The sequence below is a fragment of the Tautonia sociabilis genome (genome assembly GCF_003977685.1).
GTDB lineage: Bacteria > Planctomycetota > Planctomycetia > Isosphaerales > Isosphaeraceae > Tautonia > Tautonia sociabilis.
On record NZ_RYZH01000006.1, the window covers coordinates 101734 to 126017 of the forward strand.

At 69.6% G+C, this 24284-nt stretch carries 15 protein-coding genes; 10 read left to right on the forward strand and 5 right to left on the reverse strand.

Features of this window, described 5'->3' with window-relative positions:
- The first annotated feature begins 798 nt into the window (after positions 1 to 798).
- The 3 genes from TsocGM_RS04850 to TsocGM_RS04860 all read left to right on the forward strand — a co-directional run bounded on the left by TsocGM_RS04850 (position 799) and on the right by TsocGM_RS04860 (position 4465).
- Entirely contained in the window at positions 799 to 1959 is a 1161-nt protein-coding gene (locus tag TsocGM_RS04850; protein ID WP_126724178.1) for a Gfo/Idh/MocA family protein, read from the forward strand.
- 116 nt (positions 1960 to 2075) lie between these two features.
- Positions 2076 to 3173 carry a Gfo/Idh/MocA family protein gene (locus TsocGM_RS04855; RefSeq protein ID WP_126724179.1) on the forward strand — a complete coding sequence of 366 codons (1098 nt, stop codon included), beginning with the start codon at positions 2076 to 2078 and terminating at the stop codon, positions 3171 to 3173.
- Positions 3174 to 3220: 47 nt separating this feature from the next.
- Positions 3221 to 4465, forward strand: coding sequence for a glycosyltransferase (locus TsocGM_RS04860; protein ID WP_199756699.1), 1245 nt, complete (start codon positions 3221 to 3223; stop codon positions 4463 to 4465).
- A 58-nt stretch (positions 4466 to 4523) separates the two neighbouring features.
- Here the strand turns inward: TsocGM_RS04860 and TsocGM_RS04865 are convergent, their stop codons facing one another.
- Positions 4524 to 5537 (reverse strand): hypothetical protein, encoded by a 1014-nt coding sequence (locus TsocGM_RS04865; protein ID WP_126724180.1) that lies wholly within the window; start codon positions 5535 to 5537, stop codon positions 4524 to 4526.
- Positions 5538 to 5734: 197 nt separating this feature from the next.
- On the opposite strand from TsocGM_RS04865, the gene TsocGM_RS04870 reads away from it, so the two are divergent.
- From TsocGM_RS04870 to secD, 5 genes are all read left to right on the forward strand, one after another.
- Complete coding sequence (locus TsocGM_RS04870) at positions 5735 to 7273, forward strand: DUF1570 domain-containing protein (protein ID WP_126724181.1); 1539 nt, start codon at positions 5735 to 5737, stop codon at positions 7271 to 7273.
- Positions 7274 to 7361: 88 nt separating this feature from the next.
- Positions 7362 to 8735, forward strand: a complete 1374-nt coding sequence (locus TsocGM_RS04875; RefSeq protein ID WP_126724182.1) for a DNA-directed RNA polymerase subunit alpha C-terminal domain-containing protein — start codon at positions 7362 to 7364, stop codon at positions 8733 to 8735.
- A gap of 128 nt (positions 8736 to 8863) precedes the next feature.
- Positions 8864 to 9979, forward strand: coding sequence for a tRNA guanosine(34) transglycosylase Tgt (gene tgt / locus TsocGM_RS04880; protein WP_126724183.1), 1116 nt, complete (start codon positions 8864 to 8866; stop codon positions 9977 to 9979).
- A 120-nt stretch (positions 9980 to 10099) separates the two neighbouring features.
- Entirely contained in the window at positions 10100 to 10483 is a 384-nt protein-coding gene (gene yajC, locus TsocGM_RS04885; protein WP_126724184.1) for a preprotein translocase subunit YajC, read from the forward strand.
- A 171-nt stretch (positions 10484 to 10654) separates the two neighbouring features.
- On the forward strand, positions 10655 to 13900 hold the full coding sequence (gene secD / locus TsocGM_RS04890; RefSeq protein WP_126724185.1) for a protein translocase subunit SecD: 3246 nt from the start codon (positions 10655 to 10657) through the stop codon (positions 13898 to 13900).
- Positions 13901 to 14051: 151 nt separating this feature from the next.
- Here secD and TsocGM_RS04895 read toward each other — a convergent pair whose 3' ends face one another.
- Both TsocGM_RS04895 and TsocGM_RS04900 read right to left on the reverse strand, forming a co-directional pair.
- The gene (locus tag TsocGM_RS04895) at positions 14052 to 14825 is read right to left on the reverse strand and encodes a biotin--[acetyl-CoA-carboxylase] ligase (protein ID WP_126724186.1); all 774 of its coding nucleotides are present in this window, start codon (positions 14823 to 14825) and stop codon (positions 14052 to 14054) included.
- The gene (locus tag TsocGM_RS04900; protein ID WP_126724187.1) at positions 14818 to 18267 is read right to left on the reverse strand and encodes a pyruvate carboxylase; all 3450 of its coding nucleotides are present in this window, start codon (positions 18265 to 18267) and stop codon (positions 14818 to 14820) included. The genes TsocGM_RS04895 and TsocGM_RS04900 overlap by 8 nt, the downstream gene beginning before the upstream one ends.
- A gap of 531 nt (positions 18268 to 18798) precedes the next feature.
- On the opposite strand from TsocGM_RS04900, the gene TsocGM_RS04905 reads away from it, so the two are divergent.
- Positions 18799 to 19524 (forward strand): ThuA domain-containing protein, encoded by a 726-nt coding sequence (locus TsocGM_RS04905; RefSeq protein ID WP_126724188.1) that lies wholly within the window; start codon positions 18799 to 18801, stop codon positions 19522 to 19524.
- Between the two features lie 140 nt (positions 19525 to 19664).
- Positions 19665 to 20984, forward strand: a complete 1320-nt coding sequence (locus TsocGM_RS04910) for a serine/threonine-protein kinase (protein WP_126724189.1) — start codon at positions 19665 to 19667, stop codon at positions 20982 to 20984.
- 133 nt (positions 20985 to 21117) lie between these two features.
- Here the strand turns inward: TsocGM_RS04910 and TsocGM_RS04915 are convergent, their stop codons facing one another.
- Positions 21118 to 22557, reverse strand: coding sequence for a sigma-54-dependent transcriptional regulator (locus tag TsocGM_RS04915; protein WP_126724190.1), 1440 nt, complete (start codon positions 22555 to 22557; stop codon positions 21118 to 21120).
- A 133-nt stretch (positions 22558 to 22690) separates the two neighbouring features.
- Positions 22691 to 24253, reverse strand: coding sequence for a trypsin-like peptidase domain-containing protein (locus TsocGM_RS04920; protein ID WP_126724191.1), 1563 nt, complete (start codon positions 24251 to 24253; stop codon positions 22691 to 22693).
- Positions 24254 to 24284: the final 31 nt, after the last annotated feature.

Sequence of the window (24284 nt, forward strand, 5' to 3'; positions counted from 1 at the left end):
CCGGCCGGTTCGGCCCCCGGATCCCCAGCAGCGGTCACCGAACCGAGCGTCCGACCCGATCATCTCGGAAGGAGAGGGCGCGCCGATCCCGTCCGATCGCCCCGCCCTCCTCCTCTCCGCTCCCCTCCCGGGCACCGGCCCGACCCTCGCTCCCTGGCATCCCGATTTTCCCTCCGGACCATCCCTCTTCCGGTCCCGAGCGCATTTTCCCGAACCCGAGGGGCGCTCCGCAGCAAACCCACCGCGATCGCTCCTCCCATGCTCGGGACATTCCCCCGCTCGTCCCCTCCCGGGGCGCGGAACGAAGCCAATTCCGCCCTCGTGCTCGGCGCGGAACGAAGCCAATTCCTCCCTCGTGCTCGGCGCGGAACGAACCCATCGTTCCGGAGATCTGTTCTCTGAGCATTTTCTGTAATCTGTTCTGATCTAAGGAAAAACGTCAATCGCCCCTCCGCCCCCCCCGGTGTTCCGGGAAGCGCACCGTCCGGCGCACCGGGAGGTTCAGCCGAGCGCACCGTTCGGCGCACCGAGAGCCTCTGCCGAGCGCACCGGGAGGCTCGGCGAGGCGTCCCGGCTGTCCGTGGTTGATTTCCCGAGCCGTCCTCGGGCGAGCAACGACCGGAGGAGCCCTCCTCGGTCGGAGGATCGATCGACTACCGGGCTCCTCGGCCTCAGGCCGTCCCGGGCCACCGATCCGATCCGGAGGCCGATTGGCACTTCCGGCCGTCGTGAATTAGAATGCCGCCGGACGCCCCGGCGGGACGGGGCCCACCGGGGAGGGCGGAGGTTCGGATCGGCATGCGGATCGCCATCGTCGGCTGCGGCTATGTGGCCGACTACTACGTCACGACGCTGGCCAACCATCCTGAGCTGGAACTGGTCGGCGTCTCCGACCGCGACCCCGAGCGTGCCGAGCGCTTCGCCCGCCACCACGGGCTCCATCGCTACCGCGATTCCCCCGAGCTGCTGGCCGACGACCGCGTCCAGCTGGTGCTGAACCTCACCAACCCGAGGGCGCACTTCGACGTCTCGGCCGCCGCCCTCGCCGCCGGCAAGCACGTCTACTCCGAGAAGCCGCTGGCGACCGAATGGCCCAGGGCCGTCGAGCTCGTCGAGCGCGCCGAGGCCGCCGGCCTCCGGATCGCCTCCGCGCCGAGCACCGTGCTCGGCGAGGCGGCCCAGACCCTCTGGAAGCTCGTCCGAGAGGGGGCCGTCGGCCCGGTTCGCCTGGTCTATTCCGAGCTGGACGAGGGCCTGATCCACCGGGAGAACTACCGGAGCTGGCTCAGCGCCTCGGGCATCCCCTGGCCGGCGAAGGACGAGTTCGAGGTCGGCTGCACCCTGGAGCACGCCGGCTACTCCGTCTCCTGGCTCGCCGCCATGTTCGGCCCGGCCGAGTCGGTCACCTCCTTCGCCTCCTGCCAGCTCCCCGACAAGTACCCCGACGGCCCCCTCGACCCGCCCGACACGCCCGACTTCACCGTCGGCTGCATCCGATTCGCCTCGGGCGTCGTCGCCCGGGTGACCAACAGCATCATCGCCGAGCACGACCACGCCCTCCGCGTCATCGGAGACGACGGGGAGCTCCGTCTCGTCGAGTGCTGGGACTTCGCCTCACCCATCTACCTGAGCCGGTGGTCGAAGTGGTCCCACCGGGCCCGACGCTACCCGACGATCGCCCGGCTGGCCGGCCTCGGCCCCCGCCGCCAGCGGCTCGTCCGAACGCCCAAGTTCCAGTACAAGACCGCCGGTGCCAGCCGATGCGACTTCGCCCGGGGGGTCGCCGAGCTGGCCGCCTCCATCCGGGAGGGCCGCCCCTGCCGCCTCTCTGCTCAGTTCTCGCTGCACGTCAACGAAATCGTCCTCACGCTCCAGGAACCCGGGACGATGGGCTGTCCCCGCCGCTTGACCACCACGTTCGACCCCGTCGAGCCCATGCCCTGGGCCCTCGGGGGCTGATCCCGGGCACTTCCCTCACCGGATCGGCCAGCGCTCCCGATGATCTCCTTGGAGGCCGCTCCGCCGATCCGACCCGAGCCGATCGCACCGCATCGCTTCCCGAGGAGTCCCGAACCATGGCCGAGACGATCCGATGGGGCATCCTCGGCGCCGGCTCAATGGCCGAAGCCTTCGCCCGAGGCCTGAAGTTCGTCCCCGACGCCTCCGTCTCGGCGATCGCCTCCCGGAATCCAGATCGGGCCCGGGAGGCCGCCGCCCGCCTCGGTATTCCAGGGGCCGTCGCCGGCTTCGATGAACTCGTCGCCTCTTCCAACGTCGACATCGTCTACATCGCCACGCCGAGCCACCTCCACCGCGAGCACATGCTCCTCGCCCTCGGCGCCGGCAAGCCCGTCCTCTGCGAGAAGCCCTTCGCCCTGGACGCCGACCAGGCCCGGGAGGTCGCCGATCGGGCCCGCGCTCGGAAGGTGTTCTGCATGGAGGCGATGTGGACGCGGTTCCTCCCCGCCACCCGCCGGCTCGTGGACATCCTCGACACCGGGCAGATCGGCGAGCCCCGGCTGCTCTCAGCCCAGATCGGTTATCCCTACGTCTTCGAGGAGGGAAGCCGACTCTGGGATCCCCAGGCGGGAGGCGGCGCGCTGCTCGATCTCGGGGTGTACCTTGTCTCCTTCGCCCTGACCCTGCTCGGGCCGGTCGAAGAGGTCGCCGGGCTCGCCATCGCCCGAGGGCAGGGGGGGGTCGATGAGAACGTCGCCGTCTCGCTCCTCCACGCCCGAGGGCGGCTCTCCTCCCTGGCGGTAAGCCTCTCGGGAGCGACCGCCAATGAGGCCGTCATCGCCGGCTCCCTGGGCCGGCTCCGGGTGCACGAGCCGGTCTTCCGGCCCGAACGCCTCTCGATTCGACCCGCGTCCCCCATCCGTCCTGGCGCCGGCGGTGGCGGGGGTCGGCTGGCGGGGTTGAAGGGGATCCCGATGGTCCGCTCCCTCGCCCGCCGCGTCGAGCCGATCGTCGGCCTCGTCGGCCGGAAGACTCGCAGCGAGCTGCTCCCCATCGCCGGCAACGGCTACCAGTACCAGGCCATCGAGGCCATGCGCTGCCTCCGATCCGGCGAAGCCGAGAGCCCGCTGCTGCCCCTCGATCACAGCATCGCCGTTCTCGACATCCTGGACCGGATCCGCCGATCGTGGCGCCTGCGGTCCTCCGGGGCCTGATCCCCTCCAGAGCGGTTCGACTCCGACGAACCCGGGAGCCTCCCGCCGTGCCGAAGCTGGCCTACCTGATGAACTCGCATCCGATGCCGAGCACCACCTTCATCCGCCGGGAGATCTCGGCGCTGGAGGCCCAGGGTTGGCCGGTTGTCCGCTACGCCGTCCGGGATTCGGGACTCCCCCGAGTCGACCCGGACGATCAGCGCGAGTACGACCTGACCCGACGCCTGCTCGACGCCGGCCCCCTCGCCCTGCTCGGCGCCCTGATCGTCGAGGCGATCGGCCGCCCCTCCCGGTTCCTCCGGGCCCTCGGCGGGGCCTGGCGGCTGGCCCGTCGATCGGAACGCGGCCTTGCGATCCACCTGATCTACCTCGCCGAATCCTGCCTGCTTCGCCGCTGGGCCGCTCGCGACGAGGTCGGCCACCTTCACGTCCACTTCGGCACCAATTCGGCCGCCGTGGCGATGCTCTGCCGGCTGCTGGGAGGCCCCTCCTACAGCCTCACGGTCCACGGGCCGGTCGAGTTCGACGCCCCCCAGACCCTGGCCCTCGACGAGAAGGTCCGCCACGCGACGTTCGCGGTCGCCATCAGCTCCTTCGGCCGCAGCCAGCTCTGGCGCTGGGCCGATCCGGCCGACTGGGACAAGGTCCACGTCGTCCACTGCGGCCTTGACGTCGACTTCCTCCACCAGGAGCCGACCCCTCCCTCCGGGGCCCCCCGGCTGCTGAACATCGGCCGCCTCTCGGCCGAGAAGGGGCAGCTCGTCCTCATCCGGGCCGCCGCCGAGCTGGCCCGTCGCGGTCGGGAGTTCGAACTGACCCTGATCGGAGACGGCGCCCTGAGGCCGGCGCTGGAGGCCGAGATCGCCCGCCTCGGCCTGGAGGGGAGCGTCCTGCTGGCCGGCTGGCGGAGCGGGGCCGACGTCCGGCAGGCCCTGCTCGCCAGCCGAGCCCTGGTTCAGTCCAGCTTCGCCGAGGGGCTTCCGGTCGTCATCATGGAGGCCCTGGCGCTGCACCGCCCGGTCATCTCCACGGCGATCGCCGGCATCCCCGAGCTGGTTCGCCCCGGGGAGTCCGGCTGGCTCGTCCCGGCCGGCGCCGTCTCCGAGCTGGCCGACGCGATGGAGGCCGCCCTCGAAGCCGACCCCGCCGAGCTCTTCCGCATGGGGGCCGCCGGCTCCGCTCGCGTCCAGGCCGACCACGACGTCCGGACCGAGGCCGCCCGCCTGGCCTCCCTCTTCCCGACGCTCGACCGCGACCCCGCCCCCCGGGCCGAGGCCCATGCCCCGGCCTGACCGGCCCGGGGCACAGGCTCCTTGACAATCCGGAAGACCGGGAGCGTCTCCTCCCCGATCAGTCCTTCGCGATCAGCGGCAGGAGCGCCTTGGCCGCCCCCTCCGGGCCGCCTTCGGCCTCGATGCCGGCGACCAGCTCCCAGCGCTCGACGTGCTCAACGACCTCTCCCGCTCCGAGCCGGACGAGCGGCCCGAGCGTCTCCATCTCCAGCATGTCCGCGTTCGTGAACGTCTCGTAGTTCACGCCGAAGTCCGGGTAGGACGCCCCGGGCAGGAAGGGGAACCGCTTGATGAACGCGGTCCCGCCGTTCAGGTAGGCGGCCACCCCGAGTTTGTTCGCCAGGCCGATCTTCGTCGCCCCCCGATCGGTCTGGGAGTCTTGCCGGAGCGTGATGGCCTTCGTGCCGAACGACCAGCGCGGGTCGGCGAAATCGAAGTAGGGCCAAAGCGCCAGGGCGAACTGCGGGGCGAAGTCCTCGGCCGTCGGCGCTCCTCCCGAGCCGCCGTGGGGCTCCTTGGGGGGGAGCGGGATCACCTCGATGCCCCCCGGCTTCATCACCGAGAGGGACCAGATCGCCAGCTCCGTCGGCTGCCGACCGGCGTTCCGCAGGCGGTGGACGACGGTCACTTCGCTGCCTGACGAGGCCAGGGCGATCTCCATCTCCTTCTGGATCGAGAACCTCGGGTCCGGCGGCAGTGTGACCAGGACCCGGCCCGGCCCGAGTTGCTCGTACTGGACCGGGCCGTTGTCGGGGACATACGTCCGGTCGGGGTCCTCCGGGCTGACCCACAGGCGATGACCTCCTCGGATCATCCAGGAGTCCTCGCCGGAGCCGCCGAGCTGTTCGTCGTAGGTCTTAAAGACGTTCTCGCCGTCGATCAGACGGTAGCTGATGACCCGGGGGCCGACGTCGAGCGTGACGATCAGCTCGGCGTCCCCGTTACTGAGCTTGACGTTGCGTCCCCAGCCGCGAAACTCGACGATCTCCACGGTGACGTCCCCCTGCGCGGCGGCCGTCGCTGCCCCGGCGAGCGCCGCCAGGACGACGGCCGCATCTCGTAGCGGTCGCATGGTCGCGATCCTCGGTCGTCTTCGGGAATGGGTGGGAAGGGGACCGGACGGTGAGGACGGCGGGGCCGCCTCGGCTTCGACCCGGTCCGGACGGGCTGCCCGCCAACGGTCGCACGGCGAGGGCCGATCGTCAACGGGCCGGCACTCGAAATCCCGTCCCCCGGAGCGGGGGAATCCCAGGCACGGAGCGCGTCGCGATGCTCGGACGAGGGACGAGGGTGGGCCTGCTGCTGCTGCTGGCGGTCGCGCCGGCCTCCTCTCCCCGCCCGGCCCGGGGAGAGCTGGTCTACTTCCGGGCCGGCGGGGAGGTCCAGCTCCCGGTCGAGAAGGAGGGAGACACCATCCGCCTGCTCCGCCCCGGCGGGCCGGTCGTCTTCCGGTCGGAGGACGTCGCCAGGATCGTCCCCGGCCACTGGCCCGCTCGCGAGTGGCCCGCCCTCCGAGACAAGGCCCTGGCCGGCGACGCCTCTTCCCGGTACCGGGCCTGCTGGTGGGCGCTCGAACGCGGACTGACGCCGGAGGCGGTTGCCCTGCTCCGGTCGTCTCACGAGGCCGACCCCGACCTGGAGCCCGTCGCGCGGATGGTGGCGATGCTCGACCGCCTCGATCGCCCCGGGCCGGAGCCGGATCTCGGCCCGCTCCGGGCCGTCCTGCCGGAAGGCGAGTTCTCGATCTCCCGGCGGGGCCGATTGGTCCTGCTCCACCAGCACTCCCAGGCCGAGGCCGACGAGCGGCTCGCCCTGCTCGACCGCGTCCTGACCACCTTCTACCTGACGTTCACCGCCCTCGGATTCGACCTGAGGACGCCCCCCGAACCGCTCGTCTCCGTCTGGTTCGCCGAGGAGGCCGACTACCTGTCCTATCTCCGCCGAGAGGCCGGCGACGCCTTCCTCACCACCCGGGGCTACTACCATCCGACCCGTCGGGTCGTCTTCGTCTACGACGGACGAAGCCGGGAGGACCACCGGGACGCCGAGCAGTCGCATCGGGCCCGGATCGACGAGCTGGACCGGGCCCAGGCCGAGCTGGACCGCTCCCCCCCCGGCGCTCGGATCCGCCTGGCGATCGCCGGAGAGCCGCCCCGGACCCTCGACCTCGAGGAGGCCGCCGAGGTCATCGATCGCCTCCGTCGCGATTCGGCCCGGGAGGCGTTGCTCAGGGAGCTGAACCGAGAGCGGGTCGACCGCGGGGCCGCGGTCCACGAGCTGGTCCACCAGCTCGTCCTCGCCAGCGGGCTGGCCCCGGGCTACGACCGCTTCCCGGTCTGGCTGCACGAGGGGATCGCCATGCAATTCGAGGCGTTCCGGGGGAGCGAGTGGGCCGGCCTTGGGGAGATCCCCGGACACCGGCTCGACCACTGGCGTCGGCTGGGAGGGCCGCCGGCCCTCCTTCCTCTGATCCGAGACGAGGGCTTCGGCCGCGGCTACGCCCCCGACCGCTACGCCGCCGCCTGGGCCCTGGTACACTACCTGAGGACCGAGCATCCCGGACGGTTCGTCTCCTTCCTGGACCGCCTCAGGAATCCCTCCCTGGGGGTCCCGGATCGGGCCGAGACGGCCTTCCGAACCGCGGTGGCGTCCGATTTGTCTGATTTCCGTGCCTCCTGGGTTGCGCACCTGTCGGGCCTGCGGACCCCGATCGAGGAGAGCCGCCCGGCCGAGCCGGCGAAGGCACCGGCGCCCCGAGGCCGACGTCGTCGGCGACGCTTGCCCCGGCGGGTGAATTTGGTAGATTAGGACTTTTCTCGCACCGTCTCCCGACGGCGCCGTCCTTCTCGGCGCCGGGCCCGATCGGGGGACCGGGGCGTCGAGCCGAGGTGAGGCGATGTCCGAGCAGATGACCTCCGACGTCCGGGCCCTGATGGACCGCGACCCGTTCGACCTGTCGACCGTGGCCGACCTGCGTGAGCTGCTTGGCCGCGACCCCTCGCGTTACGGCACGCTCCGAGAGGCGGTCCAGAACATCAAGGACCGCCACAAGGGTGCCCCCCTGGGCCCGGATGTCCGCCTGAGGCTCGGCGTCGCGGAGGTCCTGCACGGGCACTACCACCAGGCCCTGGAGCACTTGGAGCAGGCTGGCGACAGCGGCATGGCCCACTTCCACCGCGGCCTGGCCCTGGAGAACCTCCAGCGCTGGGAAGAGGCCGCCGACGCCTTCGCCGCCGCCGGCGAGTCGGGCTACGACCCCAAGCTCGCCACCCTCCACCGCGCCGGCGCCCTGCGACGGGCCGGGAAAACCGACCTCGCCCGGTCGCTGCTCAAGAAGCTCGAAGGGCAGGCCGAAGGGACCGCCGAGTACCACTATCAGCGCGGCTGCCTGCTGGCCGACGAGGGGGAGCAGATCCTCGCCGCCGAGGCGTTCGAGAAGGCCCTGTCGCTCAACCGCGACCACACCGGCGCCCTGTTCCAGCTCGCCTACATCAATGACCTCTACGGGAACGACGAGGCCGCCATCGAGTACTACGAGCAGTGCCTCCGCCACCCCCCCGTCCCGCTGGCCGCTCTGATCAACCTGGGGATCCTCCGAGAAGACGAGCAGCGCTACCGGGAGGCCGAGGGGTTCTACAACCAGGTGCTCTCCCACCTGGGGAACGAGCCCCGCGCCCGGCTCTACGCCAAGGACTGTCGCGCCAGCCGCGACATGTACTATGACGAGAGCCTGGAGAAGCAGTACGACCGGCTCCGGACGCTGCTGGAGATCCCCGTCACCGACTTCGAGCTGTCCGTCCGCAGCCGGAACTGCCTGCGGAAGATGAACATCCGGACGCTCGGCGACCTGACCCGCACCACCGAGGCCGCCCTGCTCGCCTCGAAGAACTTCGGCGAGACCTCGCTGGCCGAGATCAAGCAGATCATGGAGACCAAGGGCCTCCGCCTCGGCATGGCCCTGGAGGCCGGCGAGCGGGGCGGCATCGGCAGCCCGATGGGACGATCCGGCCACGCCCCCGCCGTTCCGATGGGCCCGGCCACCGTCGAGATCTCTCCCGAGGAGCGCGCCACCCTGGCCAAGCCGATCAGCGAGCTGAACCTTTCGGTTCGCTCCCGCAAGTGTATGGCCAAGCTCAACATCCAGACGATCGGCGATCTCGTCACCCGCACCGGAGACGACCTGCTTGAGTGCAAGAACTTCGGCGTCACCTCGCTCAATGAGGTTCGCGAGAAGCTCGCCGAGATGGGGCTGAAGCTGCGGAACGACTAACCTCACCCCAGGCGGTCCGGGCCGATCCCCCCCTTGGTTTCGGGCCGGAGCCGGAGGACACCCCCTCGGCTCCGGCCGTCGCTCCCGTCTCGGCTTCGATCCGACCTCCCCCATCGGCCCTCCCCCCCATGCCCGCTCCCGTCCGATTCGAGCTCCTCGGGGTCGATACCCGCTCCAACGCCCGCCGGGGACTGCTGCGGACCCCCCACGGGACCGTGGAGACACCCGTCTTCATGCCCGTCGGCACGCAGGCGACGGTCAAAGGCGTCGTGCCCGAGTTGCTCCGGGCCTGCGGCAGCCAGATGCTGCTGGCGAACACCTATCACCTGGCGCTCCGGCCGGGGGAGGAGGTGGTCCGTTCCCTCGGCGGCCTGCACCGATTCATGGCCTGGGACGGGCCGATCCTGACCGACTCGGGAGGCTTCCAGGCCTTCAGCCTGAGCGACCGGGCCACGCTGACCGAATCGGGAGTGGCCTTCCGGTCTCACCTGGACGGCAGCCTGCTGGACCTGACCCCCGAGCGGGCGATCGCCATTCAGGAGGCGCTCGGGGCCGACGTGGCGATGGTGCTCGACCACTGCCCGGCCCTGCCGGCCGGTAAGGAGGCCGTCGCCGAGGCGACCGAGCGGACCATCCGCTGGGCCCGGCGCTGCCAGCGGGCGAGGACCCGGGACGACCAGGCGGTCTTCGGCATCCTCCAGGGCGGCTCCCATGCCGATCTGAGGAGCGAGTGCGCGGAGCGGCTGGTCGAGATCGGGTTCGACGGCTATGCGATCGGAGGAGTCAGCGTCGGCGAGTCTCCCGAGGAGATCCGCAAGGCGCTGGAGGTCTCGACCCCCCACCTGCCGGCCCATCAGGCCCGCTACCTGATGGGAGTCGGCCGTCCTCAGGACGTGCTGGACGCGATCGCGGCCGGGGTGGACATGTTCGACTGCGTTCTGCCGACCCGAAACGGCCGGAACGCGACCTGCTTGACAAGGAGGGGGCCCGTCCGGATGCGGAACGCGGCGCACAAGGCCGATCCCCGGCCGATCGAGGACGGGTGCGACTGCCCGGCCTGCTCCCGGTTCAGCCGGGGGTACATCCGGCACCTGTTCCTGGCCGACGAGATGCTGGGCCCGATCCTGGCGTCGGTCCACAACCTGGCCTTCCTGCACCGGTTGGTCCGAGACGCCCGGGAGGCGATCGGGGAGGGCCGTTACGACCGATTCCGGGCGGAGGCGCTTGAAGCCCTCGGCCCGTGATCGTTAAAGTGATCCGATCGTCTCGCCGCGACGCGGCCGGCCTGCCGGTCGCCGTCCGAACTCGGCACGAATCGGTCTGCCCGTCCCGATCTTCCCCCCCCGAGGCATCGACCCCCGACCATGTCCGGCCCATCCTGGTTCTCCCTTCCATTTCTCCTCGCCCAGGGCGCCCCGGCGGCCGGGGGTGAGGGTTCGCTGCCGCCCTGGATGGTGCTGGTCGTCCAGTTCGGTCCGGTGCTCCTGCTCGCCTTCTTCCTGTTCTTCTGGATGCCGATGCGCAACCAGAAGCGGCGGATGGACATGATCAACGCCCTGAAGAAGAACGACCGGGTGGTGACGGAGTCGGGCATCTTCGGCACCATCGTCTCGGTCGACGAGAAGGCGGATCGGATCGTGCTCCGGGTGGACGACGAGAAGGGAGTCAAGCTGACCGTCCGCAAGTCGAGCGTCCTCGGCCTGGTCGAGGCCGCGGGGGCCGGCGCGGCGGAGAAGAAGGCCTCCTGAGCGGGCCTCGGGTGCCGACCCGGCCGCCCCGGGCCCGGGAGGCGGGCCGGGCGGGCGTCGACGGGTTGATGGATCTCGATTCGTGATCGGATCGGGACGGAGCCGGGCCGCTCCGCCCCGGGCCGGACGGGGACGCTTCCCCCCTCGTCGCTCGGCCCCGAAGGACTTGCCATGAAGAACCTGACGTTTCGACTCCTCCTGATCGGGCTGGCGGCCGTCGTCGGGCTGCTCGTCCTCTTCTCCCAGCAGATCGGCCTCAGCGACGAACGGCCTCTGAAGCTGGGGATCGACCTCTCCGGCGGCACGATCCTGGTCTATCAGGTCGAGCAGCAAGCCGGCGAGCGCGTCGATCTGGACGAGCTGGTCGCGGCCCTGAAGCGGCGAATCAACCCCGAGGGGGTCTTCGACATCACGATCCGGAGCGTGGGCCAGGATCGGGTCGAGATCATCATGCCCGAGGAGATGGCCAACCAGGCCGAGGAAATCAAGCGCAAGCTGACCGAGGAGGGCTCGCTCTCCTTCCGCATCCTCGCCTCGACCAACCGCGCCGCCGACTTTCCGGCCTACCTCATTCGCCAGACCCGCGACCTGCCGCCGATCGTCGACCGCCTTCCCGAGATCAAGCCCTCTTCCAGCGATCGCGAAACCTTCCGCTGGGCGAAACTCGGCGAAGTGGTCGAGGGGCAACCCGCCGCTCCGGAGGGGACGGCACCCACCACGGTGTCAGAACGGTCACTGACCCTCAGCGGTGCCGGTTGGTCTCCGAATCGGTATCGAGGGATGCAGGCCGTGCTCGAGCGCGGCGGCGGTTCTCCGAACCGTGTGACCGTTGAGCGGAACACGGCCGATACGTTGTTTTTTTCCGAGCCGATCGGTTTCGATCCCTCGGCGGTCACTGGCTTTGAGATCGACTACTCGGGCGGGGACAGCCGAGCGATTCGCGATCCGATCCGGGATTGGTCCCCCAACCGTTACGCTGGCCTGCCCATTCTGCTGGAAGGGATCGTCGCTGGAGAGCCCAGAAGGATCATCGCCGAGGTGGCGAGCAACACCGCGGACACGATCACGCTGACGCGCGACCACGGGCTTGATGTCGTCCGATCCTACCGAGTCGCGTACAATCCCAGCGGGATCGCGTTGGGGATCGACGGCACCTCGATCGATCCCCAGCTGGCCGGGGACAAGATCGTCCGGGGAGTGAGACTGCCCAGCCAGCCAGGCACGACCGAATACTTCGTGCTCTATGAGGTTCCCCGGGAACGGCAAGACGTGACCGGGGACATGCTCGAGCGCGTCTATCCGACGACCGACGAGCAACTCCGGCCGGCTGTCGGCTTCGATTTCGACACCATCGGCTCCCGTCGCTTCGGCGACCTGACGGGCCGCTATCGCCCCCGGCAGGACGGAGCGTTCTTCTACAACCTCGCCATCCTGCTCGACGGCGAGGTGATGTCGGCCCCCCAGATCCGGAACCGGATCACCGACAGCGGCATCATCACCATGGGAGGCCGAGGCTCCCAGGTGAACGAGCAGGTCAACTTCCTGATCGACATCCTCCGGGCCGGAAGTCTGCCCGTCGCGCTGCAGACCCCGGCGCTCCAGGAGGAGACGATCGGCCCGACGCTGGGCGAGGACACGATTCGCAAGGGGGTGTACGCCATCACCGTCGCGTTGGCGTTGGTGCCGGTCTTCATGATCGTGTACTACCACTTCGCCGGCGTCGTGGCCGTCATCGCCCTGCTGCTGAACATGGTGCTGCTGCTGGCCTCGATGGCGGTCACCGGCAGCTCGATCACCCTGCCTGGTCTGGCGGGCTTGGCCCTGACGATCGGCATGGCGGTCGACGCGAACGTGCTCATTTACGAGCGCATGCGGGAGGAACGTGACCGGGGGGCGCCGCTGGCCCAGCAGATCCGCAATGGCTTCGGCAAGGCGTGGTCGACCATTCTCGACTCGAACGTCACCACCGTGCTCACCGGTGTGGTCCTCTGGTCGGTAGGCACCGAGGAGGTCAAGGGGTTCGCCCTGGTGACGATCATCGGCCTGCTCTGGAACCTGTTCACGGCCGTCTTCGTCTCTCGGACGATCTTCGAGCTGGCGTATCAGAGCGGCTGGCTCAAGCGGCTGACGATGCTCCGGTTGCTGAGCAAGACGAATATCGACTTCGTCGGGCCGAGGCGGTACTGCATGGTCGGTTCGCTGTTGGTGATCGCATTGGGACTGTCGGTCTTTTTCAGCCGGGGAGGGGCGAACCAACAGGGGTCGATGTACAACATCGACTTCACCGGCGGCTCGCTGGTGACCGTCCGGCTGGACAGCGAGCAGCTTCGCGGCCAGTCCCCCTCGGCCCGGATCTCCGCGGTCCGGGACCAGGCCAGTGAGGTCCTGCCGAATGTCACTGTCGAGAGCCTGACCGTCTCCGGCGACGAGGAGCAGGACGAGGCCCCTCGCTACAACATCCGGACCACCGAGCAGTCTCCCGACGTGGTCCAGGAGGCCATCCTCGAGGCGTTCGCCGACAGCCTGGTGCGCGTCGAGCTGCTTCAGACTGAGCCGATCGAGCCGGTGGAGGGCGGTCTCGAGGAGGAAGGGAATCGCTACCGGCTGACCTTCAACTTGCCGCAGCCTCCGTCTCGAATCGCCGAGGCCTTCGCCAGGGTGCTGGCCTCGGCCGACCCGCCGGTGGCCAGCCCGAGGTCCCAGTTCCGGGTGATCAACCCGGAGGCTCCCCCCAACAACGTTGACCAGCCGGGCGAGGTGCTCGAACTGACAACCTCGTTGGCCCCGGAGCGGATCGAGGGGTACCTCGCCGAGCTCGGGCAAGAGCTGCGCAACGACAAGGACTTCCTCTTCGAGCGGCTCGAGAACTTCGGCAGTGTGGTTGCTGGCGAGACCCGGCAGAAGGCCATGGTGGCGATCGTCGCCAGCTGGTTGATCATCATCGCCTACCTCTGGTTCCGCTTCCAGGCGGTTGCCTACGGCGTCGCGGCGGTGCTCGCGCTGATCCACGACGTGCTCATCGCCCTGGGGGCGGTGGCCCTGGCCGGCTACAAGATCGACCTGCCGATGATCGCCGCCTTCCTCACGCTGATCGGCTTCTCGGTGAACGACACGATCGTCATCTTCGACCGCATCCGGGAGCTCAAGGGGAAGACCCCCCACCTGACGGCCCGGCTGGTCAACGACGCGATCAACGTCACCCTGAGCCGAACGATCCTCACCTCGCTGACCACCTGGCTGGTGGTGCTGATCTTCTACCTCTTCGGCGGCGAGGGGCTCTCCGGCTTCTCGTTCTGCCTGGTGGTCGGCATTCTCAGCGGTACCTACAGCACGATCTTCATCGCGGCTCCGATCCTCATCGAGTGGATCGGCAAGCCGTCGAAGACCGACGCGAAGGAGATGGCCGGCTCTCGCTGAGGTGAGGGCGGGATGAGTTCGGACGACTGATGGCCGATGCGGGCCCTCTCGGGTGCGGGTCCGCATCGGCCATGGGCGTTCAGGGACGTCGACCGAAGGTCCGGGGGGGATTGCTCCCGACCGACGGACGCTTCGCATCCGCCGGCAAGGATCATCCGTCCCGGAGGACGCGGCCCCCGTAGACGGTCTGGGGCCCGGACCCGGTGTCGATCCGGAGGCCGCCGTCGGGTCCGATCCCGGCCCCGATCCCGGCGACGATCTTCCGGCCGAGATCGACCCGGACCGGACGGCCGAGCAGTTGGTCCAGCTCGGCCCACCGCCGGGAGAGGTCGGCGGCGTCCTCGGAGAGCAGCTGGAGGCTCCCCCGGAGGAGCTCGATCAGGTCGGCGAAGATCGCCTCCTGGTCGTCGGGCTCGAGCGGAATCCCCGCGAACTCGGCGAGGGAGCCGGCCATGCGGCGGACCTCGGCAGAGGCGTCGTCGAGTCGGGTCCGGACATTCAGGCCAATGCCGATGATCAGTCGGGGCCCCTCGGGGCCATTGATGCGTTCGGGGAGGATGCCGGCGACCTTTCGGCCGTCGATCTCGACGTCATTGGGCCATCGGATGGCAAGTCGGCCTCGGTCGACCCGGGGGGAGATCGCGTCGACGACGGCGACCGCCGCGGCGAGCGAACAGAGCGGCGTGTGCCGGTCGAGCAGGCCGATGGCGGTCGGGTCGAGCAGGGCGCTGAAGGTCAGGCTACCCTCGTCCGACCACCAGGCGTTGGCTCCCCGGCCCCGGCCTCGGGTCTGACGGTCGGCGCGGAGGACCAGTGGGGGACGAGCGGACCCGTCCGATCCGGTCGCAAGCCGCCGGGCGAGGTCGTTGGTCGAGTCGACCTCGTCGAGGCGGCGGACAGGCCAGGGCAGAGGCCGGTCATTCATCGGTCAGGCGGATGAGGAGGTCTCCGGTCTGGACCTGAAGGCCGACGGTGGCGAGGACCTCGGCGACTCGGCCGGGCCGCTCGGCATAGAGGGTCGTCTCCATCTTCATGGCCTCGATGGAGAGCAGCTTCTGGCCCTTTCGGATCGGGTCTCCCGGGGAGACGGCGACGCCGACCACCAGGCCGGGCAGCGGCGAGGCGATCTGGTTCGGGTCGTTCGGGTCGGCCTTCGGGGCGTGGACGACGGCCGAGGCGAGCGATCGGTCGGCGACGATCACCTCTCGGGGTTGGCCGTTGAGCTCGAAGAAGGCGGTGCGGGTGCCGTCGACATGAGGCTCGCCAATGGCCAGGAGCTTGACGATCAGCGTCTTGCCCGGCTCGATCTCGATCGGGTGCTCGACGCCGATCTCGGGCCCGAAGAAGAAGACGGTGGTGGGCAGGACCGAGGTGTCGGAGTGCGCGCGCTGGTGGCTGGCGAGGTCGGGGAAGACGCGGGGGTAGAGCAGCAGACTGAGGGCGTCGCGAGCGGTGGCCTCGCGGCCGAGCAGTTCGGCGGCCTTGGCCCTGGCGGCCTCGAGGTCGGCCGGGGGCAGGTCCTTGCCGGGGCGGTCGGTGAGCGGGGGCCGTCCCTTGAGGATCCGGGCCTGCAAGGCGGGCGGGAACCCGCCGGGAGGCTGGCCGAGCCGCCCTTCCATGAACTCGACGACGCTCTCGGGGAAGGCGAGCTCCCGGGACTCATCGAGCACGTCGTCGGGACCGAGGTTGTTGGCGACCATGAACAGCGCCATGTCGCCGACGACCTTGGACGACGGGGTGACCTTGACGATATCCCCGAAGAGGAGATTCACCTGGGCATACATCGAGCAGACCTCCGGCCAGCGGTCGTCCAGGCCGAGGGCCTTGGCCTGCTGGTAGAGGTTCGTGTACTGCCCGCCGGGCATCTCGTAGGCGTAGACCTCGGCCGAGGGGGACTTCTGGCCCGTCTCGAACGGGGCATAGAGCGACCGGGCCGCCTCCCAGTACTGGCTCATGGCGATGAGGTGGGAGGGGTTGATGCCAGTCTCCCTCGGGGTGAAGCGGAGGGACTCGACGATGGCGTTGAGGCTTGGCTGCGAGGTCAGTCCGGCCATCGAGGCGACGGCGCCATCGGCGATGTCCAGCCCGACCTCGGCCCCCTTGAGCACGCTGGCGGCCTGGGCGCCGCCGATGTCGTGCGTGTGGAAGTGGATCGGCAGGCCGACCTCCTCGCGCAGGGCCTTGATCAGCCGCTCGGCCGCGTACGGCTTGCACAGCCCGGCCATGTCCTTGATGGCGATCAGGTTGGCGCCGCGCTGCTCCAGCTCCTTGGCCATCGAGACATAATAGTTCAGGTCGTACTTCGATCGCTTCGGGTCGAGGATGTCTCCCGTGTAGCAGATGGCCGCCTCGCAGAGGGCGCCCGCCTCGCGGATGGCTTCGATGGAGACCTCCATGTTCGGGACCCAGTTGAGCGAGTCGAAGACGCGGAACAGATCGATGCCGGCGGCAGCGGCCTCCTTGACGAAGGCTCGGACGACGTTGTCCGGGTAGCTCGTGTAGCCGACGGCGTTCGAGCCGCGGAGGAGCATCTGGAAGAGGATGTTCGGGATCTCGGCGCGGAGCTGGGCGAGGCGGTCCCAGGGATCTTCCTTGAGGAATCGCATCGCCGTGTCGAAGGTGGCGCCGCCCCACATCTCGATCGAGAAGACCTCGGGGCAGAGCCTCGCGTACGAGGAGGCCACGCGGAGCATCTCTCGGGTGCGCATCCGGGTGGCCAAAAGCGACTGGTGGGCGTCTCGGAAGGTGGTGTCGGTGAGCAGCAGCTGGGGCTGCTGGCGGATCCATTCGGCGAACTTCTCGGGGCCGAGCCGCTGGAGCCGCTGTCGGGAGCCGTCGGGGATGGGGGAGCCGTGGGGGTAGGCCGGCGGCTCGGGTTCGGGGGGGGCGGTGTAATTGGCCGGTCGGACGACGCCGGGGAAGCCGTTGACGGCCACGTCGGCGGCGAAGCCGAGCAATCGGGAGGCGCGGTCTTGCCGTCGGGGGAACTTGAACAGGTCGGGGGTCTGGTCGATGAACCGGGTGGTGCAGCGGCCGGCGATGAAGTCGGGGTGGTCGATGACGTTCAGCAAAAACGGGATGTTCGTCTTCACCCCTCGGACGCGGAACTCAGCCAGCGCCCGCTTCATGCGGTTCACCGCGTCGATGAAGCGGCGGCCCTGGGCGCTGACCTTCACGAGCATGGAGTCGTAGAACGGAGTGACGATCGCCCCGGTGATCGCCGTGCCGCTGTCGAGCCGCAGGCCCATGCCGCCGGGGGAGCGGTAGTGGGTGATCCGGCCGTAGTCGGGGGTGAAGTTGTTTTCCGGGTCCTCGGTGGTGATCCGGCACTGGAAGGCGTGGCCGTGGACCTCGACGGATTGCTGATCCGGCAGGTCGATCTCCGGGTCGGACAGCGGGACGCCTGAGGCGATGAGGATCTGGCTCTTGATCAGATCCACGCCCGTGATCATCTCGGTGACGGTATGCTCGACCTGGATCCTCGGGTTCACCTCGATGAAGAAGAACTGGTTCGCCTCGGCGTCGACGAGGAACTCGACGGTCCCCGCGTTGTCGTAGCCGCAGTGGCGGCCGAGGGCGAGGGCGGCGTCGCAGATTGCCTGGCGCAGCGAGGGATCGAGGCTGGCCGCCGGGGCGATCTCGATGATCTTCTGGTGCCGGCGCTGGACGGAGCAATCGCGCTCGTACAGGTGGACAAGGTTGCCGTGCGAGTCGCCGAGGAGCTGGACCTCGATGTGCTTGGCCTTGCGAATGAACTTCTCGAGGAAGACATCCGGGCAGCCGAAGGCGGTCTGGGCCTCGCGACGGGCCTGGTCGAGGGCGTCGTCGAGCAGGGCGGGGTCTTCGACGACGCGCATCCCGCGACCGCCGCCTCCCATCGCGGCCTTGACGATGACGGGGAAGCCCATCGCCTCGGCCTTGGCCCTCGCCTCGGGGCCGGGGAGGATTGGCTCGCTGGTGCCGCCGAGCACAGGGACCCCGGCCTCGACCGCGAGCTTCCGGGCGGCGACCTTGTCGCCGAGCAGATCGAGCAGCTCGGGACGGGGTCCGACCCAGGAGATGCCGGCAGCCTCGCAGGCTCGGGCGAAGGCGGCGTTCTCGCTGAGGAAGCCATAGCCGGGGTGGATCGCATCGACCCCCTTCTCGACGGCCAGCTCGACGATGGTCTCGATGCCGAGGTAACTGCGGATCGGCTCCCCCGGCCTGCCGACGGCATACGCCTCGTCGGCCTTGAGCCGGTGCATGGCGAAGCGATCCTCGTGCGAGTAGATCGCCACGGTCCGGAGCCCCAGCTCGTGGGCCGATCGGAAGACGCGGATGGCGATCTCGCCGCGGTTGGCGACCAGCAACTTGCGGAACGCGGGCATCGAGCGGTCTCGGGCGGTCGGGGGATTCGGAGAGGAGTGCAAAACCGCCTCATCCTACCGAATCACCGCGCTCGGAGCGAGACGACACCGGCCCAGCCCGACACGCCGATGCTCCCCGATCGTGCCGAGGCACACCGTCCCCAATCGGGAACGGACTGTCCCCCAAGTTCCCTGGTTCGCGCTTGGCCGGTCACACCACAATCGAGGGACAAAAGCGGGAACCTTCACGCAGGACGTTCCCGGGGAGGGGGGCGCGCAGGAGGGACGGCCGAGGGGAGGTGATCGGCCGAGCCCTGGCATCGCTGCGGTCGATTCGGGCGACCGGCGGCGGGGAGGAAGGCTCCGCTCGACCGCATCGCCTGGGGGGGGATGGTCGACGCCGTTGCGAGGGCTCCGACCGACCATCCCTGACGGCATGCCGAAGGGCCTCCTCGCCGGCCCGGGGATTGATTCCGAGCCGACGAGGAGGATGATGGCGGTCGTCACCTGACCGATCGATCGATCGATCAACCCCGAGGGAGAGGACGCATCATGCGATCGCTGCTGTTCGCCCTGGCCGCCGGACTGCTCGGCGGGGCCGCCGTCGCGGACGACGAGGCGGAGCCCCCGCTGAAGGTCTGCCTGATCTCCGGGTCCTGGGAGTACGAGTCGGAAGTGACCCTGCCGGCCTTCGCGAGGTTCGTCGAGGAGCATTACCCGGCCGAATGTTCGGTGATCCAGGCGACGGCGGTCGACGACCTGCCCGGGCTGGAGGCGCTCGACGAGTGCGACGTCGCGCTGTTCTTCACCCGTCGGCTGACGATCGACGGCGATCAGCTTCAACGGATCAAGGCATACGCCACCTCCGGCCGCCCGATCGTCGGCGTCCGGACGGCGAGCCACGGCTTTCAGAACTGGCTGGAGATGGACCGGCTGATCTTCGGCGGCAATTACCACGGCCATTACCAGAACGAGCTGACGACCGAGATCGCCGTCGCTTCCGGGGCCGAGGACCACCCGACCCTGCGACGGTTCGAGCCGTTCACGTCGAAGGCCAGCCTGTACAAGGCGTCGCCGCTGGCCGAGGACTGCCGGGTGCTGCTCGAGGGGACCTCTCCCGAGGGGACCGAGCCGCTGGCCTGGACCCGGGAGCTCGATGGCGCCCGGGTCTTCTATACCTCGCTCGGGCACCAGGCCGACTTTGAACAGGAGGCCTTCCGCCGCTTGCTGGCCGACGCCCTGTTCTGGGCCTCCCGTCGCCCGTCGCCGCCGCGGTGATCCTCGCTCCCCGGCTCGACCCTGGAGATCGTCCGGACAGGCCGATAAACTTCGGAGTGGAGCGGTCGCCCGGTGACCAGGGGGCCGGAGGCCCCGGTGCAGGTCGATCGAACGATCAGACATCGAGGGAGGAGGCGACCATGGCGACCCGGATCCGGCGGTGGACGTGGGGCGTGGCGGTCCTGGGGATGATCCTCGTCGGATCCCCGGCCTCGGCGCAGGAGATCAGCGCCGCCTTGCGCGACCGCGTGGCCCAGCTGATCGAGCGGCTGGAGCAGGGCGAGCCTTCGGAGCGAGACTCCGCCGAGGAGGCGCTCGTCAAGCTCGGCTCCCGCATCCTGCCGCTTCTTCCCGAGGAGACGGAGGACCTCGCCCCCGATCTCCGAGACCGGCTCTCCCGGATTCGAGAGGGGTTGGAGCAGGGGGGGGGCGAGACGAACCTGGACGCCTCCCGGGTCACGATCACCGGCGACGGGCTCCGCCTGAGCGAGGTCCTTCGGGCGTTGCAGGAGCAGTCCGGCAACCGGATCTCCGACCTCCGCGAACTCTACGGCCAGGACGCGAGCAACCCGACCCTCGCGCTCGACCTCCGAGAGATGCCGTTTCTGGAGGCCCTTGACCGCATCGCCGCCAAGGCGAAGCTGGAGACCATCTTCGCCACCGGGGATGGCAGTGTGGGCATCCTCGCCGCCGCCCCCATGGCGGAATCCTCCGGAGACGAGCCGCGACCGGGGCCGCCGACGATCTACACCGGGCCGTTCCGGGTGACGCTCAACCAGTTCGCCTCTCAGATCGACTATGGCGCCGACGCCCGGTCGTCCAACGCTCGGATGACGGTCGTCTGGGAGCCTCGCCTGCGACCGATGCTGATGAGCCTGGACGCTTCGGAGGTGAAGATCGTCGACGATCAGGGGGAAGAGATCGCGCCGACGGTCAGCGAGGAATCGGGCACGGTGGTGCTCCGTCCGGAGATCCCCGAGGCGGAACTGAACCTGAACATGAATTCTCCCCGACGGGGCGTCCAGACCCTCAGGACGCTCCGCGTGAAGGCCACGGTCACGGTCCCGGCGGCCAACCAGATCTTCCGGCTCGACCTGGCCGACTCCGACGCGAAGCAGGAGAAGGGGCCGGTGTCGATCGCGCTGGACGGGGTCGAGGTCGACGGCTTCGTCTGGAAGGTGGGAGTGGAGGTGACGTACGAGGGGCAGTCGGAGGCGTTCGAGACGTATCGCCAGGGGCTTTTCAACAACCGCCTTTGGCTCCAGCGTCCGGACGGCTCTCGGTTCGAGCACAATGGCGGGTTCAACCAGCTCGGCTCGATGGACGGCACCTTGGCCTTCGAGTATCTCTTTGTCGACGCGCCGGGCAGACCCTCCGATTACCAGCTCGTCTACGAGACTCCGGGAGCGATCGCCGAGATCCCGCTGGAGTTCGAGTTCTCCGGCATCCCGCTCCCCTGAGCCATCGATCCGGGAGGGGGCCTCGACCGAGGAGGCCCCTGGCCCTCCTCTTGCCGACGCGGGCCGAGGCGAGGTCGTCCGGGGGCGAGCCCCGTCGGGACCAACGCTGGGAGTGCTCCAGGCTGGTCCGGGGTCACTCCTCGATGACGGTCGAGGCCGAGCCGTCCTTGTATCGGGTGCGGTCGAGGCCGTACTTCTGGAGCTTCTGAGTCACGCAGCGGCGGGAGAGGCCGCTGTGTCGGGCGCACCGGGCGACATTCCCCTTGTACATGGCGAGCAGCTCGGCGAGGTAGTCCCGCTCGACCCGGGAGATGAACGTGTCGGTCACCTCCGGCAGGGGGCGATCCAGGTCGATCGGCGTGGCGGCGGGGCGACGGCCGGGGGCGGCGAGGCCTTCGGCCCGAGGGGCGACGGTCGGGGGAAGATTCGATCGCTGGATCTTGGTGCCGTCGGCCAACGCGACGGCCGCTTTGATGGCGTTCTCCAGCTCCCGGACGTTGCCGGGCCAGTCGTAGGAGAACAGCGCGTGCATGGCATCCGGATCGATCTCGGTGACCGGCGGAGTGCTGCGCGCGGCGAGCTTGTGGAGGAAATGGAGGGCCAGCAGGGGGATATCCTCGCGACGCTCTCGCAGCGGCGGCAGCTCGATCGGCACGACGCGAAGCCGGTAGTAGAGGTCCGACCGGAAGGCTCCCTGGCGAACCAGTTCGTCGAGCCGCTTGTTGCTGGCGGCCACGATCCGGACGTCGACCTGGATCGTCTCCGTGCCGCCGATGCGCTCGAATGTGCCGCTCTGGAGGACCCGGAGCAGCTTGGCCTGCATGGCCGGGCTGATATCGCCGATCTCGTCGAGGAAGAGGGTGCCCCCATGGGCGTCCTCGAAGCGGCCGGAGCGGCGCCGGTCGGCTCCCGTGAAGGCTCCCTTCTCGTGGCCGAACAGCTCGGACTCGAGCAGGGAGTCGCTCAGCGCCGCGCAGTTGACCGGCTTCCAGGGCCCGTCTCGTCGGGGGCTGGCGGCGTGGATCGCCTGGGCGACCAGCTCCTTGCCGGTGCCGGTCTCGCCGTGGATCAGGACGGTGGAGCCGAGCGGGCCGACCTGCTCGATGAGGTCGAAGATCTGCCGCATCCGGCCGTTCTTCGACACCATGTTCAGGAAGCTGTAGTCCTCCCGCAATTGCTGGCGGAGCTGCTCCAGCTCGTCTCGGAGCCGGCGGCGATCCAGGGTCTGTCGGGTGCGACGGATCAGCCGCTCCGGCTCAATCGGCTTGGTCAGGAAGTCATCGGCGCCGGCTCGCATCGCGGCCAGGGCGACCTGATGGTCTCCCAGGCCGGTCACCACGATCACGCCGAAGGGCAGGCGTTCGGATCGGACGTGAGAGAGCAGGTCCATGCCGCCGGTGCCGGGCATGTACAGGTCGGTGATGAGCAGTTGGATCGGCCGGGCCCGGGCGAGTTCCAGCGCCTCGGTCGCGTTCGAGGCGGTTTCGACCTCGTGCCCGTCGGCGGCCAGCAGCAGGGAGAGGTACTCTCGAGTCGGCGGGTCGTCGTCGACAATCAGGATGCGGGTCTTCATCGGAGGGCACTCCTTGCCGGTGCGAATCGGAGCCGCCGGAGGGCCGCCGAATCTGTTCGGACCCGAGGGCCGTCCGGTCGTGGCCGCCCCGAGGGGGGCCGCCGACGTCGGGGCGACTCGGATCGAGCTGGGTTCATCCGGCCCTCGCCAGCAACGTCGTCGAGGGGGAGGAGACCTTCGGCATCACGCGGCCCGAGTCGCGGTCGATGTCGCCGTTTCGGGAGCCTTCGCGGAGGATCACCCGGAACTCCGCCCGGCCTCGGTGCAGGACCCGGAGGATCAGGTCGCGCTCGGGAGGAGCGGTGGCGACCGCCTCTCGGAGGTCGGTGAGCGTCGCGACGCGGCGGTCGAGCAGGTCGGTGATGACCATGCCCGGGACGAGTCCCCCGAGATCGGCCGGACCGCCGGGGGAGATGCCGACGATCACCAGGCCCGAAACGTCACGGGAGAGCCCGAACCGAGCGGCCAGCTCGTCCGATCCCTCCTCGACCCGGAGGCCGAGCTCCGGGAACCGAGTCGGGTCGCGAGAGGCCGAAGGTTCCGGCAGTCGCACGCGGGCCCTCGGCGCCTCGGGGGGCCCGGCGGCCTCGCCGGTGGGGGATCGATTCGAGGAGATCGGGCCGATCGCCAGGTCTCCGTCGGCCAGAAGCGGCTCAGGCCGCACCTCCAGGAGATCAAGCTGGCCGTTCCGGACGATCGAGACGGTCATCGGCTCGCCAACCGGGAAGAACTCGACGGCCGAGACGAGCTGGTCCGGGGCCGAGACGGCCCGGCCGGCGATCGAGACGATCAGGTCGCCAGCCGAGAGGCCGGCCGAGCCGGCTGGCCCCCCCGGGGCGACCGACTCCACCCGAACCGCTCCCGGTGGGTCCAGCGTCGCGGCCAACTCGGGGTCGACCGCCGAGACCCGGACGCCGATCGCCGACCGTCGGACCCGGCCGAACGTCGCCAGGTCCTCAGACACCCGCCGCGCCCGGGCAGCCGGCACGGCGAAGCCAACCCCCTCGTGCCCGCCGCCGATGGTCTGGACGGCGACGTTGATGCCGACCAATCGGCCAGACAGGTCGATCAACGCCCCTCCGGAGCTGCCCGGGTTGATCGCCGCATCGGTCTGGATCAGGTCTCGATGCCGGTCGAGCGAGAGGGTGCGCCCGGTGCCGCCAACGATCCCGGCCGACACCGAGCCAGCCAACCCGAAGGGCTGCCCAACGGCCAGGACCCAGTCGCCAACCTCCAGGGCGTCCGACTCGCCCCATTCCAGGGGGATCAGTCCGAGGCCCTCGGGGTTGATGGCAAGCAGCGCGAGGTCGCTTTTCGGGTCGCGCCGGACGTCGAGCACCGGTCGAGATCGGCCGTCGGGCAGGACGACACGGATTGGGTTTCCCGACCGCTCGGCGTCACCGACCACGTGGTCGTTGGTCAGGATTAGCCCTCGGGTCGCGTCGATCACCACTCCGGAGCCGCCTGGGTCAGTCCGAGGCACGGTCGAGCCGCCGACCGGGCGGACGGTGACGACCGCAGGGATCGCTCGCCGGGCGGCCTCCCGGAAGGCGATCGAGAGGGAGCCGGGAGTCGGAAGCTCCTGAGCACTGGCCAGGGGACACGGGCCCATCACCAGGACGACCCCAATCAGGACCGCTCCCCGTGTCGGGAGGCGTCGGTCGAGATGGGGGAGTCCGGCACGGGCACGGCGCATCGAGGGGAATCCTTCCGGAGAAGCAGCCGAT

What these genes read in the sequence shown, in the direction of transcription:
- TsocGM_RS04875 (WP_126724182.1), top strand. Translation starts at nt 7,362, where the DNA reads ATGTCCGAGCAGATGACCTCCGACGTCCGGGCCCTGATGGACCGCGAC.
- TsocGM_RS04905 (WP_126724188.1), top strand. Translation starts at nt 18,799, where the DNA reads ATGCGATCGCTGCTGTTCGCCCTGGCCGCCGGACTGCTCGGCGGGGCC.
- TsocGM_RS04855 (WP_126724179.1), top strand. Translation starts at nt 2,076, where the DNA reads ATGGCCGAGACGATCCGATGGGGCATCCTCGGCGCCGGCTCAATGGCC.
- TsocGM_RS04920 (WP_126724191.1), bottom strand. Translation starts at nt 24,253, where the DNA reads ATGCGCCGTGCCCGTGCCGGACTCCCCCATCTCGACCGACGCCTCCCG.
- yajC (WP_126724184.1), top strand. Translation starts at nt 10,100, where the DNA reads ATGTCCGGCCCATCCTGGTTCTCCCTTCCATTTCTCCTCGCCCAGGGC.
- TsocGM_RS04895 (WP_126724186.1), bottom strand. Translation starts at nt 14,825, where the DNA reads ATGAATGACCGGCCTCTGCCCTGGCCTGTCCGCCGCCTCGACGAGGTC.
- TsocGM_RS04850 (WP_126724178.1), top strand. Translation starts at nt 799, where the DNA reads ATGCGGATCGCCATCGTCGGCTGCGGCTATGTGGCCGACTACTACGTC.
- TsocGM_RS04865 (WP_126724180.1), bottom strand. Translation starts at nt 5,537, where the DNA reads ATGCGACCGCTACGAGATGCGGCCGTCGTCCTGGCGGCGCTCGCCGGG.
- TsocGM_RS04910 (WP_126724189.1), top strand. Translation starts at nt 19,665, where the DNA reads ATGGCGACCCGGATCCGGCGGTGGACGTGGGGCGTGGCGGTCCTGGGG.
- TsocGM_RS04915 (WP_126724190.1), bottom strand. Translation starts at nt 22,557, where the DNA reads ATGAAGACCCGCATCCTGATTGTCGACGACGACCCGCCGACTCGAGAG.
- TsocGM_RS04900 (WP_126724187.1), bottom strand. Translation starts at nt 18,267, where the DNA reads ATGCCCGCGTTCCGCAAGTTGCTGGTCGCCAACCGCGGCGAGATCGCC.
- secD (WP_126724185.1), top strand. Translation starts at nt 10,655, where the DNA reads ATGAAGAACCTGACGTTTCGACTCCTCCTGATCGGGCTGGCGGCCGTC.
- TsocGM_RS04870 (WP_126724181.1), top strand. Translation starts at nt 5,735, where the DNA reads ATGCTCGGACGAGGGACGAGGGTGGGCCTGCTGCTGCTGCTGGCGGTC.
- tgt (WP_126724183.1), top strand. Translation starts at nt 8,864, where the DNA reads ATGCCCGCTCCCGTCCGATTCGAGCTCCTCGGGGTCGATACCCGCTCC.